Annotated in this window: 13 protein-coding genes; 7 read left to right on the top strand and 6 right to left on the bottom strand. The window is 67.1% G+C overall.

Annotated features, from left to right (window positions below):
- Nucleotides 1-53: 53 nt before the first annotated feature.
- Together ACW17V_RS14350 and ACW17V_RS14345 are read right to left on the bottom strand one after the other, a co-directional pair.
- Nucleotides 54-455 carry a DUF2177 family protein gene (locus ACW17V_RS14350; protein ID WP_492105761.1) on the bottom strand — a complete coding sequence of 134 codons (402 nt, stop codon included), beginning with the start codon at nt 453-455 and terminating at the stop codon, nt 54-56.
- Nucleotides 452-1,498, bottom strand: coding sequence for an SAM-dependent methyltransferase (locus ACW17V_RS14345; protein WP_492105760.1), 1,047 nt, complete (start codon nt 1,496-1,498; stop codon nt 452-454). Before ACW17V_RS14345 ends, ACW17V_RS14350 begins: the two co-directional genes overlap by 4 nt.
- A 189-nt stretch (nt 1,499-1,687) precedes the next feature.
- Between ACW17V_RS14345 and ACW17V_RS14340 the strand changes: the two genes are divergently transcribed.
- A complete protein-coding gene (locus tag ACW17V_RS14340; RefSeq protein WP_492108803.1) occupies nt 1,688-3,010 on the top strand; it encodes an NAD(P)/FAD-dependent oxidoreductase in 1,323 nt (440 codons plus the stop codon).
- Nucleotides 3,007-3,789, top strand: a complete 783-nt coding sequence (locus ACW17V_RS14335; RefSeq protein WP_492105759.1) for a DUF1365 domain-containing protein — start codon at nt 3,007-3,009, stop codon at nt 3,787-3,789. The genes ACW17V_RS14340 and ACW17V_RS14335 overlap by 4 nt, the downstream gene beginning before the upstream one ends.
- A 43-nt stretch (nt 3,790-3,832) precedes the next feature.
- On the opposite strand, the gene ACW17V_RS14330 is transcribed toward ACW17V_RS14335, so the two are convergent.
- Together ACW17V_RS14330 and trmFO are read right to left on the bottom strand one after the other, a co-directional pair.
- Entirely contained in the window at nt 3,833-7,279 is a 3,447-nt protein-coding gene (locus tag ACW17V_RS14330; protein WP_492105758.1) for a TonB-dependent receptor, read from the bottom strand.
- 224 nt (nt 7,280-7,503) lie between these two features.
- Nucleotides 7,504-8,910 carry a methylenetetrahydrofolate--tRNA-(uracil(54)-C(5))-methyltransferase (FADH(2)-oxidizing) TrmFO gene (gene trmFO, locus ACW17V_RS14325; RefSeq protein ID WP_492105757.1) on the bottom strand — a complete coding sequence of 469 codons (1,407 nt, stop codon included), beginning with the start codon at nt 8,908-8,910 and terminating at the stop codon, nt 7,504-7,506.
- A 98-nt stretch (nt 8,911-9,008) separates the two neighbouring features.
- Between trmFO and ACW17V_RS14320 the strand changes: the two genes are divergently transcribed.
- The 3 genes from ACW17V_RS14320 to ACW17V_RS14310 all read left to right on the top strand — a co-directional run bounded on the left by ACW17V_RS14320 (nt 9,009) and on the right by ACW17V_RS14310 (nt 11,766).
- The gene (locus ACW17V_RS14320) at nt 9,009-9,959 is read left to right on the top strand and encodes a hypothetical protein (protein WP_492105756.1); all 951 of its coding nucleotides are present in this window, start codon (nt 9,009-9,011) and stop codon (nt 9,957-9,959) included.
- A 130-nt stretch (nt 9,960-10,089) separates the two neighbouring features.
- Complete coding sequence (locus ACW17V_RS14315; protein ID WP_492105755.1) at nt 10,090-10,890, top strand: hypothetical protein; 801 nt, start codon at nt 10,090-10,092, stop codon at nt 10,888-10,890.
- Complete coding sequence (locus tag ACW17V_RS14310) at nt 10,891-11,766, top strand: hypothetical protein (protein ID WP_492105754.1); 876 nt, start codon at nt 10,891-10,893, stop codon at nt 11,764-11,766.
- 150 nt (nt 11,767-11,916) lie between these two features.
- Here the strand turns inward: ACW17V_RS14310 and ACW17V_RS14305 are convergent, their stop codons facing one another.
- Nucleotides 11,917-12,531, bottom strand: coding sequence for a glutathione S-transferase family protein (locus ACW17V_RS14305; protein ID WP_492105753.1), 615 nt, complete (start codon nt 12,529-12,531; stop codon nt 11,917-11,919).
- A 175-nt stretch (nt 12,532-12,706) separates the two neighbouring features.
- On the opposite strand from ACW17V_RS14305, the gene ACW17V_RS14300 reads away from it, so the two are divergent.
- Nucleotides 12,707-13,624 (top strand): hypothetical protein, encoded by a 918-nt coding sequence (locus ACW17V_RS14300; RefSeq protein ID WP_492105752.1) that lies wholly within the window; start codon nt 12,707-12,709, stop codon nt 13,622-13,624.
- A gap of 216 nt (nt 13,625-13,840) precedes the next feature.
- On the opposite strand, the gene uvrA is transcribed toward ACW17V_RS14300, so the two are convergent.
- Nucleotides 13,841-16,750, bottom strand: a complete 2,910-nt coding sequence (gene uvrA, locus ACW17V_RS14295; RefSeq protein ID WP_492105751.1) for an excinuclease ABC subunit UvrA — start codon at nt 16,748-16,750, stop codon at nt 13,841-13,843.
- A 244-nt stretch (nt 16,751-16,994) separates the two neighbouring features.
- On the opposite strand from uvrA, the gene ACW17V_RS14290 reads away from it, so the two are divergent.
- Nucleotides 16,995-17,162 (top strand): hypothetical protein, encoded by a 168-nt coding sequence (locus ACW17V_RS14290; protein WP_492105750.1) that lies wholly within the window; start codon nt 16,995-16,997, stop codon nt 17,160-17,162.
- The last annotated feature ends 77 nt before the right edge of the window (nt 17,163-17,239 follow it).

Genomic DNA, 17,239 nt, shown 5'->3' with positions numbered 1-17,239 from the left:
GGTTCTCTTGGCGAGCGTCCGGCCGGGACTCGTTGGAGATTTTTCGATCCGGCCTACTTCATCGCCCGCATCACCGCGAAGCCCGCGCTGGCCGCGACCGTGGTCAGGAACGTGCCCCAGGCCATGTCGACCAAGGTGATGGTGGTCGACCAGACCTTCAGCGTCGCCTGATTGGTCAGGTCGTAGGTGGCGTAGGCGCAGAAGCCGAACACGACGGCGTTGAACAGCAGGCGCTTCCAGCTGTCCTCGCGCACGGCCGGCAGGATGGCCAGCAGCATGATCGCGGTCAGATAGATCAGGTAGAAGGCCGCCGCCGGGACCATGGCCGGCTTGTCGGCCATCAGTTCGCCGATGCGGGGGCGATAGAGGCGCGGCGCCATCAGGGTCAGCCAGATGATGTCCAGCACCAGCATGGCGCCGCCGGTGGCCAGGTAACCGAAGACATAGCGGATCATGCGGGGCTCGTGGTCTGGAGGACGGGGCGAAGGCGATAGTGGCTGACGCCCCATTCCTCGCCGCCACGATGGCCGAACAGGCCGGCCGTGGCCAGGAAGAACAGACGCCAGCGACGGCGCCAGACGGCGGCGTCGGGTCCGTAAACGCGTTTCAGCACAGGATCGATCCTGGCGCGATTGGCGTCAAAATTCTCCAGCCACTGCTCGGCGGTGCGGGCGTAGTGGGCGCCGCTCCAGCGCCAGTCCTGCTCGACCGCGAACAGGTCGGGAAACTGGGCCAGCAGATCGTGGCTGGGCATCACGCCGCCGGTGAAGAAATACTGGGCGATCCAGTCGGCCGGGTCGTTGACGTCGAACCGGTAGGGCGCGTTGCGGTGCGTGAAGATGTGCACGAACAGCAGGCCGTCGGGCTTGAGCCAGCCGTTGACCCGCGTCAGCAGGGCGCGCCAGTTGGACATGTGTTCGAACATCTCCACCGAGACCACGCGGTCGAAGCGCCGGTCGGTCTGGAAGTCGTTCATGTCGGCGGTGACGATGGTCAGGTTGTTCAGACCCAGTTCGGCGGCGCGGGCCTCGATATACTGGCGCTGCGAGGCCGAGTTCGAGACCGAGGTGATCTCGGAATTGGGAAAGCGCGCGGCCATCCACAGCGACAGCGAGCCCCAGCCGCACCCCAGCTCCAGAACGGCCTGGCCGTCCTGCAGGTCGGCATGGGCCTCGGTCTCGCGCAGGGCGGCAAGCTCGCCCTCGGCCAGGGTGGACGCCCCGGGCGGATAGAGGCCGCTGGAATATTTCAGGTTGGGACCCAGCACGACCTCGAAGAATTCGGCGGGCAGTTCATAGTGCTGGGCGTTGGCGGCGTCGGTGTGCTCGGCGATCGGGTGAGCGGCCATGTCGCGCGCGAAGTCGGCGGACGCGCCGTCGGGCGTTGCGGCCAGCCGACGGCGGGCGTCGCCGACCAGGAACTGGATGGCCGCGCGCGACATCACGTCGGGCAGGGGCGCGTCCTCGAAGGCGTGGATGGCGGCCTTGACCAGACTCATGGCGACTCCTGCTGACACCCCTGTCCGCCAGCCGGGCGGCTTCGACAGGGTGAGCTACGCGCGGGGCCGCCGGTTGGATGCGCTTTGGCGGGCGCGGGGCGCGTCCAAGGTCTCGCGCGTTACGTACCTTGGCCAGTCGCGTCGTCATGACGTGTTGAAGGGGATCCCCATTTGCCCGCGTCGCATTCGATCCAACGCCTGAACATCGCCGTGATCGGCGCGGGTATCGCCGGTCTCTCGGCCGCCTGGCTGCTCTCCAAGCACCATGACGTCACCCTGTATGAGGCCGATGATCGCCTGGGCGGGCATGCCAACACCATCGAGGTCGAGGGCGTGCCGGTCGACACCGGGTTCATCGTCTATAACGAGCCGAACTATCCCAACCTGGTGGCGCTGTTCCGGCATCTGGATGTGCCCACCGTCGACAGCGACATGTCGTTCGGCGTCTCGCTGGACAATGGCGCGCTGGAATACAGCAGTAACAACCTGCTGGCCCAGAAGCGCAATGTGCTGAACCTGCGCTTCCTGAAGATGCTGCTGGACGTCACCCGCTTCTACAAGACCGGCACGCGTGATGTGCTGGAGCTGGAGAAGGGCGGCCTGTGCCGGCTCGACGACTATCTGCGCCAGCAGGGTTTCGGCAAGGCCTTCGCCGAGGATCACCTGCTGCCTCAGGCCGCCGCCATCTGGTCGGCCTCGATGCAGGACATCCGCGAGTTTCCCGCCGCCGCCCTGCTGCGGTTCTTCGACAATCACGGTCTGATGCTGCCCATCGACAAGCGCCCGATCTGGCGCACCGTGGTCGGCGGCAGCCAGGCCTATGTCTCGCGTCTGGCCGCTGATTTCCAGGGCGAGATCCTGCTCGGCCGACCCGTGCGTCAGATCCTGCGCGGGCCCGACGGCGTGACCATCGAAGACATCACCGGCGAGGCGCGGCGCTATGATCAGGTGGTGATCGGCGCCCATGCCGATCAGGCGCTGCGCATGCTGCACGCCCCGACGCCGGAGGAGGTCGAGGTGCTGGGCGCCTTCCGCTACAGCCGAAACCGCGCCGTCCTGCATCGCGATCCGGGCCTGATGCCGCGCCGCAAGGCCGCCTGGGCCAGCTGGAACCATGTCGGCCGCCGGGCGGGCGGCGGCGAGGGCGGCGTGACCTACTGGATGAACAGGCTGCAGCCGCTGGCCAGCGCCGATCCATTCTTCCTGTCGCTCAATCCCGAACGCACGCCCAGGGCGCCGGAGGTCCTCCACGACCAGGTCTATGAGCATCCGCTGTTCGACGGCCCGGCCATGCTGGCCCAGCGCAGGCTGTGGTCGCTGCAGGGGCGCGACCGGGTCTGGTTCTGCGGCGCCTATTTCGGCTCGGGCTTCCACGAGGACGGCCTGCAGGCCGGCCTGGCCGTGGCCGAGCAACTGGGTGGCGGCCTGCGTCCCTGGCTGACGCCCAATCCTTCCGGCCGCATCTTCGTCGATGCGCCGGCCGCCGATGACCTGCGCGAGCTGGTGGCGTGACCCAGGCGTCGGCGATCTATGTCGGCGAGGTCGCGCACCAGAGATCGCGGCCCCGGCGTCATGGCCTGCGCTATCGCGTCTTCATGCTGCTGCTGGATCTCGACGAACTGGAAGCTCTGGACCGGCGGCTGAAATGGTTCTCGCTGGATCGCTTCAACCTGCTGTCCTTCCACTCCCGGGACCATGCCGAAAGCCCGGGGCAGGGGGTGAAGGCGATGGTGCAGGCCAGGCTGGACGCCCACGGCATCGACCTGCCGGACGCCAGAATCTCGCTGCTGTGCATGCCGCGCGTGCTGGGTCACGGCTTCAACCCGCTGAGCGTCTATTTCTGTCGTGACGAGACGGGCGAGTTGAAGGCCATCGTCCATGCGGTGCGCAACACCTTCGGCCAGCGTCACGACTATGTGCTGCCGGTGCGGGGCGAGCGCGGCGGCTGGGTGCGCCAGGCCAGCGACAAGATCTTCCATGTCTCGCCCTTCCTGCCGATGGATCTCCGCTATGTCTTCGAGATCGCCCCGCCGGGCGAGGCCGTGCATGTGGGGATCGACGTCTTCGACGACGAGGGCCTGAAGCTGGCGGCCAGTTTCGACGGCAAGCGCGTCGCGTTGACCGACAGGACCCTGAGCCGCGCCGTGCTGGGCCATCCGCTGCAGATGCTGGGCGTGCTCGCGGGCATCCACTGGGAAGCGCTGAAGATGGTTCTGAAAGGCTTTGGCTTGTTCGGCTCGCCGTCGCCCTCGGGCCTTTCCAGCCCGCAAGAAAAAGGCGGCGCTGGTTGAACCAGCGCCGCCGAAAGTTTCGATCTTCGGGGAGGAAGAGCGCCTAGTAAACCATCCGGAAGCCGACGAAGAACTGGCGGCCCGGGGCGGCGTACTGCGTGACGACGGGGTCGTCGGCATAGCCGAAGCGGTTGCTGGTTTCCTCGGTCAGGTTCAGGGCTTCGACGCTGAGCGACATGTTCTTGTTGAACTTGTAGCTGAACGAGGCGTCGACATTGGTCGTGGACTTGCTGCCCAGGAAGTCATTGACCAGCGGCGAGTCGCAGAAGCCGGGGTTACAGCTGCCCGAGGCGATCGGGTACTGGGTGTAGTACTCCGAGCGATAGGCGGTCGAGACGCGGGCGGTCCACTTCTCGGCGTCGTAATAGACCGTGAAGTTGAACGAGTCCGGCGAGGCGCCCGTGAACGGTCCCGGCGCGACCTTCTGGGCGCGGCCCGGGGTTGTGACGACGCCCGAAGCGTTCTTCACCTCCAGCTGGCCCGGATCGATGATGTACTGCAGCTCGGATTCCAGGTGGGTGTAGTTGGCCTGGACGCCCAGCTTGTCGAGGAAGCCCGGCAGGAAGGTCAGGTTCTGCTGATAGCCGATCTCGAAGCCGCGGATATAGCCGCCCGGCGCATCGCGATACTGGCGGATGTCGAAGGTCTGGCCATTGATATAGGCGGTGATGGCGGCGATCTGGGCCGGGGTGCCTGTGCGGGTGGCGCCGGTGATCAGGTCATTGATGGCGGCCTGGTCGAGGATGGTGCTCAACGCGCCCGAATTGACGACGGTCTGCGGGAAGCTGCGGACGTCCTTGTCGAACACCGCCACCGAGATCAGCGAACCCGACGAGAAGTACCACTCCAGGCTCAGGTCCAGATTGATGGCGCGGAACGGCTCCAGCTTGGGATTGCCGACGGTGATCGTGCCGCCCGTGGTGGCGCCGGCGGCGTTGGGCGCGCTGAAGGCGGTGATGCTGGGCGCCAGGTTGCCCAGCAGCGGACGCGCCATGACCTTGGCCGCGCCGAAACGCAGCAGCATGTTGTCGGCCACTTCGTACGAGGCGTTCAGCGAGGGCAGCAGGTCGGTGTACTTGTTCTCGCCGTAGATCGGGCGCGAGGTGTTGGTCAGGCCGTTGGACTCCACCTCGGTGATCGCGTAGCGCGTACCGAAATTGCCCCGCAGTTCGCGGTCGAACACGGTGGTGCGATAGTCGAACTGCACGAAGGCGCCGGTGTCGACCTCATCCACGCCAAAGGTGTTGGCCGGGTTGGACAGACGCGACGTGCGCCAGTCGCCCCACTTGTTGATGCAGTTGCAGTTGAAGTCGAACAGCGAGCCGAACTTGTCCAGGTCCGGGGCCAGGAAGGCGGTGGTGGTGCCGGCCGGCACGTCCAGGCCCTTGCCCCAGTTGATCAGGCGGCTGGTGGCGGCCACCGAGCTGCCGGCTTCCTTCAGCGACGGGATCAGGGTCTCGCCGTTCGAGCCGCCGGCCCGGCCTTCGCGGGTGGTGTAGAAGCTGTACTTGCGACGCGAGAAGCCGAACTTGACGGTCAGGTTGTCATCGGCGTCGTAAGAGAAGTCGACCCGGCCGCCTTCGTAGCGGTTGTCGGCGACGGTGCGGTAGATGCGCAGCGATGAATAGCCCTTCACCAGGTCCCAGTTGCCGGGGTTGGTGGCGTCGAAGCCGAAATTGACCATCGGCATCGCGCCGCCGCCACGTTCGTCATAGGTGAAGTAGTCGTTGCCGGTCGTGCCGTTGCCGCTGTCGAGCTTGAGGTAGTCGGCCAGCAGGCCGGTGCCCTTGTTGTACGAGCGCGACTGGCCCCACAGGGCGGTCATCTTCAGGCGGTCGCTGAACTCGTGCTCGAGGGTCAGCGAGCCCTGCTGGAAGAAGGTCGTGTAGTACTGCTGGTCGGCGGCCGAGCGCATGTCGACATTGCCCAGCTTCAGATAGGCGGCGTTGGCGCCGCTTTCGCTGAGGGCGGCGTCCATCAGCTTGACGCTGGGGCGGCCGATGAACTTGTCGCGCATCGCCAGGCCATCGGCGCTGGCCACGTAACCCACCGACAGCGGGTTGTTGTAGTATTCGTAGGGATCCAGATTGTTGGGGTTGAAGCTGTAGGTGTAGCCCGTGACCGGGCTCGTGCCGTTCAGCGACTGGCCGCAGTCAACCGCCTGCACGATGGCGCTGCCAGCGTTGAAGTTACAGCCGTTGTACAGGCCGCGCTTGGTGGCCGTCGCCGTATTGATGCCGGCAGTGTTGTAGTTGGCGGTGGTGTTGTTGCGGTTCAGGCCAACAGCGCTGATCTGGTAGTTGATCGAGTTGTTGTAGAAGCGCGAATAGACGCCGTCGAAGGTGACCTTGGTGCGGTCGGTCGGCTTCCACTGCAGCGAGCCGGTGATGCCCAGGCGCTCCTGCTCCAGCTCCTGCTGGTTGATGGTCGGCAGGGCGGGGATGCGAACCAGCGAACCCGGCGCGGTCGTGGTGGTGACGCCATTGACCCGCGTCAGGGTCGAGCCGATCGGGTTGTTGACCAGAGCGTAAGCGGTCGGGTTCGAACCGGTAAGGGCCGAGCACAGCGCCGCGTTGGTGATGTTGGCGCCCGGAACCACCGAGCCGTTGCACGACGTGCCGGTCGGGGCGGCGAAGCCCTGGCGCTGCACGATGCTGGCGCCATTGGTGGTCAGGGTGGTGCCGGCGAAGGTCGCGCCGCGATAGGCGTAGTCCGACTGGCCGGCCTGGCGGCCATAGCTGTCGATGGTGCTGTTGCGCTCGTTATAGGCCACCGAGAACAGGGCGCCGAACTGGCCCCACTTGGTGTCCCAGCGGTCGGAGACCAGGGCGGCGATGCGCGGATTGTGGCTTTCGCCGGCTTCGTAATAGGCGTCCTGCACCGAGAGGGCGACGCGGCGGTTCTTGAAGTCCAGCGGGCGGCCGGTGATCAGGTCGACGGTGGCGCCCAGCGAGCCTTCGTCGGTCTCGGCCGAGGCGGTCTTCTGGACGCGCAGCGAGCTGAACAGCTCCGAGGCGAAGACGCTGAAGTCGAAGCCGCGTGTGCGGTTGCCGCTGGTGCCGGAGTCGTTGGAGCCGGCGGTCGACAGGGCTTCCAGGCCGTTCAGGCGCACGCGGGTGAAGTCGGCGCCCAGACCGCGAACGGTGATGGTGCGGCCTTCGCCATTGTCGCGGTCGATCGAGACGCCGGGCAGGCGCTGCAGGGACTCGGCGAGGTTGGCGTCGGGGAAGTCGGCGATGTCTTCGGCGTTGATGGCGTCGACCATCACGTTCGACGAGCGCTTGAGGTTCAGCGCGCTTTGCAGCGCGGCGCGATAGCCGGTGACGACGACGGCTTCGATTTCTTCAGGCTCGGCGGCCGGCGCGGCCGGCGCGGCGGCCTGTGCGAAGGCGGTCGAGCTGATGGCCAGGGCCGAAGCGATGACCAGGGCGCCGACGGATGCCTGGCCGAGAAGCGCGCGCACGCGCGGATGTGCGGATTTAACCTGCATAGTTCCCTCCCGAACTTCACGAAAGGCGCGGCTCTTTTTGCCGGTCACGCCCCAGATAGTGCCTGGGAGCGCTAACGGTTACCGGTGTCATTTGCAACAGAAACCGGTGTCATGTCCGATAAGCATCGATTTGATGCAATGATCCTGACACATCCAGGACACACCCGCAGGCGGTGACTCAGGGGTGTGGACTTGCCGAAATGACGGCGCTCACCCGCCGGGGATCAGGCGTTGAGCCAGGCCTCGAGGTCAGCCAGGGCGCGCAGGCTCATCAGCCGCTTCTTGGCCCGGCCGCGCTCCTTCAGCGGGATTTTCACGCCGTCCTCGCCCGTCTTGGGAGCCTCCATGGGCGGCAGCAGGCCATAGTTGATGTTCATCGGCTGGAAGCTGGTCTTGCCAGCCTCGACATCGCCCGCGATGTGGCCGCCGGTGACATGGTCGACCAGGGCGCCCAGGGCGGTGGTGGCGGGCGGCGCCTCAAGCGTCTTGCCCAGCCGTTCGGCGGCGGCGAAGCGGCCGGCCAGCAGGCCGGTGGCGGCGCTTTCGACATAGCCCTCGACGCCGGTCATCTGGCCGGCGAAGCGCAGGCGCGGATCGACCTTCATGCGCAGGGACCGGTCCAGCAGGCGCGGGCTGTTGATGAAGGTGTTGCGGTGCAGGCCACCCAGCCGGGCGAACTGGGCGTCCTTCAGGCCCGGGATCATCCGGAACACCTCGGCCTGGGCGCCGTGCTTCAGCTTGGTCTGGAAGCCGACCATGTTCCACAGGGTGCCCAGGGCATTGTCCTGGCGCAGTTGGACGATGGCGTAGGACTTAACCAGCGGATCGCGCGGATTGGTTAGGCCGACGGGCTTCATCGGGCCGTGGCGCAGGGTCTCGCGGCCGCGCTCGGCCATCACCTCGATGGGCAGGCAGCCGTCGAAATAGGGGACGTGCTCCCACTCCTTGAACTCGGCCTTGGGGCCTTCGATCAGCGCGTCGACGAAGGCCTCGTACTCGGCCTTGTTCATGGGCAGGTTGATGTAGGCGGCGGCGTCGCCGCCGGGGCCTTCCTTGTCGTAGCGCGACTGGCGCCAGGCGACATCCATGTCGATCGACTCGACGTGGATGATCGGGGCGATGGCGTCGAAGAAGGACAGCTGGCCCTCACCCGACAGCGCCAGGATCGCGTCGGCCAGGGCCGGCGAGGTGAGGGGACCGGTCGCGACCACCACACTATCCCAGTCCGCGGGCGGCAGGCCGGCCACTTCCTCGCGCTGGATGGTCACCAGGGGATGGGCCTCCAGCCGGCGGGTGACCTCGGCCGAAAAGCCGTCGCGGTCGACGGCCAGGGCGCCGCCCGCGGGCACCTGGTGTTGGTCGGCGGCCGACATGATCAGCGAGTCCATCCGGCGCATCTCGGCGTGCAGCAGACCCACGGCGTTGAACTGCCAGTCGTCTGAGCGGAACGAGTTGGAGCAGACCATCTCGGCCAGCCCATCCGTATGGTGGGCGTCAGTGGCCCGCACAGGACGCATCTCGTGCAGCACGACGGGCACGCCGGCCTGGGCGATCTGCCAGGCGGCTTCGGAGCCGGCGAGGCCGCCGCCGATGACGTGGACGGGGGCGATGGAGGAAGTCTGAGTGCTCATGGCGTCCTCTTACCTCCGGCTGTCGCCGAACGAAACCTGAGTGTAGGCTCACGGCAAGTCCGGCGCGCCTCGCGCACGGCAGGGCATGGGGGAAGCCGATGGCCAAGATCTCGGTGACGGGTTCGGCGTTCGCGGGCTTTGGCGTGATCGCGCGCCATCCGGGAGCGGTCCTGACCTGGGGTGTTGTAATACTGGTCCTGTCTCTGGCGCCGATGCTGGCGCTGATCCCGCTGATGGGACCGGAGATGATCAAGACCTTCGCGGCCATGATGACGCCCAGGGACGGGCCGATTGACCAGGACACCATGCGTCAGATGATGCAGCTGCAGTCGGGCATGATGCTGGTGCAGATCGGCGGCTGGCTGTGGAGCACCTTCATCAAGGCCGTGATCTGCTCGGCGGTGTTCCGCGCTGTGCTGGAGCCCGGGCAGTCGCGCGGCGCCTTCCTGCGGCTGGGCGCGCAGGAGCTGTGGCTGACCCTGCTGTTCCTGGTGGTCAGCGTGCTGGCCTATATCGTCGCGGTGATTGCGGCCCTGGGCGTGATGCTGCCGGCCTTCATCGTCGGTCTGGCCAGCGGAGCGCAGGGCCAGGGCGCGACAGCGGGCATTGTCACGGCGGTCGGGCTGGGTCTGGTCGCAGTTGTGGTGCTGGTGTGGCTAGGCCTTCGCCTGTCGATGGCCGCGCCCATGACCTTCGCCGACGGTCAGTTTCGCCTGTTTGAGTCGTGGTCGCTGACGCGCGGTTCGGCCTGGCGGCTGCTGGGCGTGGCGGTGCTGAGCCTGCTGGTGGTGTTCGTCCTTGAGCTGGTCGTCGCCGGCGTGGTGCTGGGCGCGATGTTCGCGGCGGGCGGGCCGCCGGTCTGGCTCAACGATCCCCAGGCCGTGCAGGCGTTCCTGGCTCAGCCGCCGCTCGATCTGCTGCGGCGCGTCTGGCCGTGGCTAGCCGTGGTGGGACTGGTCTGGACCCTGATCGGGTCGTGCCTTGTCACCCTGGTCTGCGCACCGTGGGCGGCGGCCTATGGGGATCTGAGCCTGAAGCGGGACGCGTAACGCGGCGCGGGCGCCACGTCCGGCGGAAATTCGTTCGCAGACCGGCGCGACGCGTCGCAACCGGGCGCTGCGCGTCGTAAACAGGCCAGCCCGCGCGACTCGCGCGGCGCAGGGTCATGAGGGGCGTGCGATGACGGATGGATCGGTCGCGATCGGGGCGACCGTTCGGGCGGGGGTGACGGGCCTGGGTCCGTCGGTGCGCGCCTGCTGGGCCGCTCTGCTGACCGCCGTCGTGATCAGCGTCCTGACCCGCGTCCTGCCGCCCGCCGTGAGCGGTCTGGCGCTGCTGGCCGAGATCATCGCCATAGCCCTGGCCTGTGGGGCGCTCTATCGCCACGCCTTTGGCAGGTCCGCCGGCCTGGCCGGTTTGCGCTGGGGCCTGGATGAGTGGCGGTTGCTGGGCGTTCAGCTGCTGGTGGCGGTCTTCCTGTTCGTGGTGGCGGCGGTGCTGATCCTGGTGGTCGGGGCCATCGCCCTGGGCGTGGCGCGGGCCAATGCGCCGGGCTTTGACGCCACCTCGTCCCAGGCCTGGCGCGACGCCCTGGCCGGTTCGGGACCCGGAACCATCGTGGCCGGCGCCGCGCCGCTGCTGGGCCTGGCCCTGCTGCTGTGGCTGGCTGTGCGCCTGTCGCTGGCGGCGGCGGCCTCGGTGGACCAGTCGGGGGTGCGGGTGCTGAGCGCCTTTCCGCTGACGCGCGGGGTCGGCCTGCAGGTGCTGGTCGCCGGCGCCGTGCTCGCCGCGCCGTTCGCGGTCCTGCTGGCGGTCGGCGGCCTGTTTGGACGCTGGGCCGGGCCGGGCTTTGACGGTGTGCTGGCGGCGCTGGGCGCGATCTTCGGCTATGTCTATCTGGCCCCGGTCTGGACCGGGGCGCTTGTTCACGTTTATCGACGCCGCCATGGCCCGGCCGCGTCGCCCTCGCAGGAAGTCTAGATGACCGCGCTTTCGCCCGTCGACGCCGCCTTCGAAGGCCTGCGGACCATGCGCCGTCACCCGGTCGTGGTGCTGGCCTGGGCCGGCTTCTCGCTGGTGACGCTTCCGCTGCTGGGTCTGCTGGTCAAGATGGTGCTGGGCGAGCAGGACCGCGCCGATCTGGCGCTGCGCTCGTCGTCGGCCGACCCGCGCGAGATCCTCGACATCGTCTCTCGCCTGGGCGGGGTGATGGTGCTGCTGATCATGCTGGCCCTGGTGCTGGGCGCGATCCTGTCGGCGGCCATCATGCGCGCCGTGCTGCACCCCGAGCAGCGGCGCTGGGCCTATCTGCGGGTCGGCCGCGAGGACCTGCGACTGCTGGTCGTCTCGCTGATCCACTGGGCGGCCACCCTGATGGTGATGGTGATCCCCGGCGGCGTCGTGGCCCTGGGAACGGCGTTGCTGGGTGGCACGCCTGTGGCCGGCTGGTTCGGCTTCCTGGGCGCCCTGACCGTGATCGGCCTGTCGACCTGGGTGGCGGTGCGGCTGTCGCTGCTGGCGCCCCACGCCTTCATGGTCGGCCACATTGATCCGCGCGCCGCCTGGCTGCTGACCCACGGGCAGTTCTGGCGACTGCTGGCGATGCTGGTGATCGTCATCGTGATGTGCGTGCTGGTCTCGATCCTCGGCGCCACGGTCTCCAGCATCGTTGGCGCGGTTCTCGCCGGCGGGCTGGAAGATCCGATTGCCGGCGGGCCGGCCGCCAGCCACCCGCGCCTGATCCTGGCCCTGCTGGCCAATCTGCTGCTGGCCCCGGTGTTCCTGACCCTGCAGGCGGTGATCGTCACCTCGGCCCCCGCCGCCGCCCTGCGGCAGCTGACGGCGGGCGAGGCTTAGGCTTCAACTACCTTCCGCTCTCCCCGGCGAAAGCCGGGGTCCAGATCGAACCCGGAGTGGGGTTGCGCCTGGCTCCGTCAGAAGGCGCGTCATCCCCAGACGCTCAGGCTGAATCTGGGTCCCGGCCTTCGCCGGGAAGAGCGGAAAAATTCAGGCGGCCGCGCTGGGCCGCGATCCCACGCGTTCGCGCCAAGCCGCCAGATGCGGCGTCTCCTCCGGAACTTCCAGGCCGGTGAAGGCGGCGAAGTCGATCGTGGTCTGGGCCACGATGTCGGCGATCGAATAGGTCTCGCCGGCGATGAACGCGCGGCCGTCGGCCAGCTCGCGATCCAGCCATTTCAGCGCCCGGCCCACGATCTCGCGGTTGGACTCGCCGAACTCGACGTTCTGCTTGAGCAGGGACGCGGTCAGCGGATGGGCGTGGCGCCAGAACATGCCGACCGGGATCAGCAGCTGGAACTCGATCCGCCGCACCCACATGTCGATCCGGGCCTGCTCCAGCGCGGTGGTCCCGAACATCGGCGGCTGCGGATGCAGGGCCTCCAGATAGCGGCAGATCGCGATGCTCTCACTGATCGTCGTCCCGTCATCCAGCTCAAGCGTCGGGACCTGACCCAGGCTGTTGCGGGCCTTGTGCTCGGGCGACTTATGACCACCCTGGCGCATGCCGACGCGGATCTCCGGCAGGTCGACGCCCTTTTCGGCCAGGAAGATACGCACCCGGCGCGGATTGGGCGCGGGGTTGGCTTCGCCATAGAGCTTCATCGAGACCTCCCGGATTGGCGACGCTGACGGTCGCTTTCAAACAGATGTTAGAGTTGGTCAGGCGCAGCGAGCAAGCCGCATTCGTGCGCACGTCGATTTCGGCGTCCGCGCCCTGTCGAAACGCCGCAAACCTTGTTACGCGTAGCGCTTGTCTCGTTCCGTCCCCGAGGGCCGCATGTCCAAGTTCTCCGCCTCCGACGCCGCCTTCGTCGGCTTCCGGCTCGTGCGGGAGCATCCGCGGACCGTGGCGGTGTGGGCTGTGCTGATGACGGTGCTGTCGCTGCTGACCAGCACCCTGACCATCAAGATCGCCGGGCCGCAGCTGAACGCCTTCATGGCGATCAGCGGCGACAACAACGCCTCTCCCGAGGAGATGCTGACAGTCATGAGTGGGCTGGCGCCGCTGATGGGCGTGTCGCTGGTTTATAGCCTGGCGCTCTATTCGGTGATGCTGGCGGCGGTGAACCGCATGGTCCTGCAGCCGGGCGACAGCCGCTCGGCCTATCTGCGCTTTGGCGCGGACGAGCTGCGGCAGGCCGGAGCGCTGATCCTGGTGAACCTGATCTTTCTGGCGGTCTATGTCATGGCCATCCTGCTGTCGGCCATCCTGGTGGGGATCGGCGTGGCGGCGGGCGGCGGCGCCGTCGCGGCGCTGACGGGCCTGATCGGCTTTGTCGGCGTGGCTTGCCTGATGATCTATTTCGCCGTGCGTCTGTCGTTCGCCTCGACCATGACCTTCGACACCGGCCGCATCGCCATCCGGGCCTCTTGGGCGATGACCAAGGGTCATGTCGGCGCGATGCTGGGCGCCTATGTGCTGGCGGTGGTGATGGCGGTGATCGTCTATCTGCTGGTCATGACCATCGTGGCCGCCGTGGGCGTGATCGCCTCGGGCGGCATCAGCGGCCTGGGCGGCCTGTTCGAGCCGGACATGAGCTCGCTGGAGACCTTCTTCACGCCGATCGGCGTGGCGCGGGCGGTGTTCGCGGGCGTGATCTCGGTGCTGACGTCGCTGATCATCTTCTCGCCGGCGCCGGAGATCTACCGGATCCTGAAGGCGGGCGGGGCGGAGCCGGTGGCGCCGAGCGTCTAACCTTTCTCCGCTCTCCCCGGCGACCCGAAGGGCGGCGAAGCCAACGCCGGGGTCCAGATCGAACCCAGGGCGTGGGTGATTGTGGCTCTGCGCCAAGGCGCATCATCCCCAAACGCTCAGGCTGAATCTGGGCCCCGGCGTTGGCTTCGCCGCCCTTCGGGTCGCCGGGGAGAGCGGGTTTTTGGTGATCGCTTCAACGCGAAACGATCACTTCGTCTAAGCCCGCTTGCTCTTCTTCAGCTCCGCCACCCGCGCCTTGCGGCGCACCTCGTGGCGGTCCAGCACGTCCTTCAGATAGCGCCCGGTCCACGAGGCCTCGACCTTGGCCACGTCCTGGGGCGAGCCCACGGCGACGATCTCGCCGCCGCCGTCGCCGCCTTCGGGACCGAAGTCCAGCAGCCAGTCGGCGGTCTTCACCACGTCGAGGTTATGCTCGATGACGACCACGGTGTTGCCCTGGTCGACCAGCTCATGCAGCACTTCCAGCAGCTTCTTGGTGTCCTCGAAATGCAGCCCGGTGGTTGGCTCGTCGAGGATGTAGAGCGTGCGGCCGGTGGCGCGCTTGCTCAGCTCCTTGGACAGCTTCACCCGCTGGGCCTCGCCGCCCGACAGCGTCGTCGCCGACTGGCCGACCTTGATATAGGTCAGGCCCACCCGCTTCAGGGTCTCCATCTTGTCGCGGATCGGTGGCACGGCCTTGAAGAAGTCGGCGGACTCCTCGACGGTCATGTCCAGGATGTCGGCGATGGTCTTGCCCTTGAACAGGATGTCCAGGGTCTCGCGGTTGTAGCGCTTGCCCTTGCAGACGTCGCAGGTGACGTAAACGTCGGGCAGGAAGTGCATCTCGATCTTGATCAGGCCGTCGCCCTGGCAGGCCTCGCAACGGCCGCCCTTGACGTTGAAGCTGAACCGGCCGGGGCCATAGCCGCGCGCCTTGCTCTCCGGCAGCTGGGCGAACCAGTCGCGGATCGGGCCAAAGGCGCCGGTATAGGTGGCCGGGTTCGAGCGCGGGGTGCGGCCGATGGGCGACTGGTCGATGTCGATGACCTTGTCGAAGTTCTCCAGTCCCTCGATGCGCTCGTGCTGGGCCGGGGCGTCGCTGGCGTTGTTCAGGCGACGGGCGGCGGCCTTGTAGAGGGTCTCGATGGTGAAGGTCGACTTGCCGCCGCCGGACACGCCCGTGATGCAGGTGAAGGTTCCGACCGGGATCTCGCCGGTCACGCCCTTGAGGTTGTTGCCGGTGGCGCCGATGACGCGCAGCATCTTCTTCTTGTTGATCGGCCGGCGCTCTTCCGGGACCTCGATCTCGCGGGCGCCGGTCAGGTACATGCCGGTGATGCTGTTGGGGTTGGCCATGATGTCGGCCGGCTTGCCCTCGGCGACGATCTCGCCGCCGTGCACGCCGGCGGCCGGACCCATGTCGATCACATAGTCGGCGGTGAGGATGGCTTCCTCGTCGTGCTCGACGACCAGCACCGAATTGCCCAGATCCCGCAGGCCCTGCAGCGACTGCAGCAGCCGGGTGTTGTCGCGCTGGTGCAGGCCGATCGACGGCTCGTCCAGCACGTAGAGCACGCCGGTCAGACCCGAACCGATCTGGCTGGCCAGGCGGATACGCTGGCTCTCGCCGCCCGACAGGGTGCCCGAGCCGCGTGAGAGGTTCAGATAGTCCAGACCGACATCGACCAGGAACCGCAGGCGATCATTGATCTCCTTCAGGATCCGCCGGGCGATCTCCATCTGCTTGTCGCTGAACTGGGCCTCCAGGCCGGCGAACCAGTCCTTGGCCGGACGGATGGCCAGCATCGAGACCTGGGCGATGTCCATGCCGGCGATCTTGACCGCCAGGGCCTCGGGCTTCAGGCGCTTGCCGTGGCAGACCTCGCACGGCGTGTCGGACTGGTAGCGGCCCAGCTCCTCGCGAACCCAGCTGCTGTCGGTCTCGCGCCAGCGACGTTCGAGGTTCGGCAACACGCCCTCGAAGGGCTTGGCGACCTCGTATTTGCGGGCGTTGTCGTCATAGGTGAACTTGATCTTCTCACCCTTGGACCCGAACAGCACGATGTCGCGGGCGCTGGGGGCCAGCTTGTGCCAGGGCTCGTCCATCGAGAAGCCGTAGTGGCGGGCCAGGGCCTGCAGGGTCTGGGTGTAGAGCGGCGAGGGGCCCTTGGCCCAGGGCGCGACGGCGCCCTTGTGCAGGCTCTTGTCCTTGTCCGGAATGACCATGTCGGCGTCGAAGGCCAGCTTGGCCCCCAGGCCGTCACAGGCCGGACAGGCGCCCGCCGGATTGTTGAACGAGAACAGGCGCGGCTCGATCTCGGCGATCGTGAACCCGCTGACCGGGCAGGCGAAGCGTTCCGAGAACAGCAGCCGCTTGGGCTCCTTCTCGCCCTCGTCGATCGTCGCCCATTCGGCGACGGCCAGACCGTCGGCCAGGCGCAGGGCCTGCTCGATGGAGTCGGCCAGCCGCTGCTCCATGTCGGGCTTGGTGACGATGCGGTCCACGACCACGTCGATGTCGTGCTTGAACTTCTTGTCGAGGGCCGGGGCGTCCTCGATCGGATAGTATTCGCCGTCGATCTTCAGCCGCTGGAAGCCGGCCTTCTGCCACTCGGCGATCTCCTTCTTGTACTCGCCCTTGCGGTCGCGAACGACCGGGGCCAGCAGATAGAGACGCGTGCCCTCGGGCAGGACGGTGATCTTGTCGACCATCTGGCTGATGGTCTGGCTTTCGATAGGCAGGCCGGTCGCGGGCGAATAGGGAATGCCGACCCGCGCCCACAGCAGGCGCATGTAGTCGTGGATCTCGGTGACCGTGCCGACGGTCGAGCGCGGATTGCGGCTGGTGGTCTTCTGCTCGATCGAGATGGCCGGCGACAGGCCCTCGATCAGGTCGACGTCCGGCTTGCTCATCAGTTCCAGGAACTGACGCGCATAGGCCGACAGGCTCTCGACGTAGCGACGCTGGCCCTCGGCATAGATGGTGTCGAACGCCAGCGAGCTCTTGCCCGAGCCCGACAGGCCGGTCAGCACCACCAGTTCGCCGCGCGGGATGTCGACGCTGACGTTCTTCAGATTGTGCTCACGCGCGCCACGCACGCGGATGAAGTTCAGTTGTTCAGCCATGTTTTCCGGAACGCAGAGAGCCGCAGGGAGGGTGCAGCGCAGCGGCTATATGTAGGGTTCGATCCGGGAATTAACACAAGAACAAGATGCGAACAAATGTCGCGGCGCGGAAGCTGCGCCGCCTGCTGACAGTGGGTGTCAGCAGGGCCGTGGCGGCAGGGGTTTGGTTTCCGCGCCTTAACCGCCTTTGAAAGCTCCATCTTCAGCACTGTCTGGCTCAATGGCTGCAGAAACGGAGCGCATCATGAGCAAGGCCGCCAAGCCCGCGAAGACTGACAAGCAGGAACAGGGCAAGCAGGCGATCCGCGATGCCCAGGGCGTCAAGCCGCGCAACCCGGTCGTCGACTTCATGGTGTTCATCGGCGGCGTGGGCTCGCTGATCTATGTGTTCAACACCATCGCGCCGAACTAGGCGCGTCCCGGCCCAGCTTGCCGAACGCCGTTTGTCGGCGTAAATCGGCCGCCTTCGATTATTGATGGAGGCTCCCA

The sequence above is a fragment of the Caulobacter sp. FV2ye17ST genome, from assembly GCF_058680955.1.
This window is presented reverse-complemented; position numbering and strand designations above follow the sequence as displayed.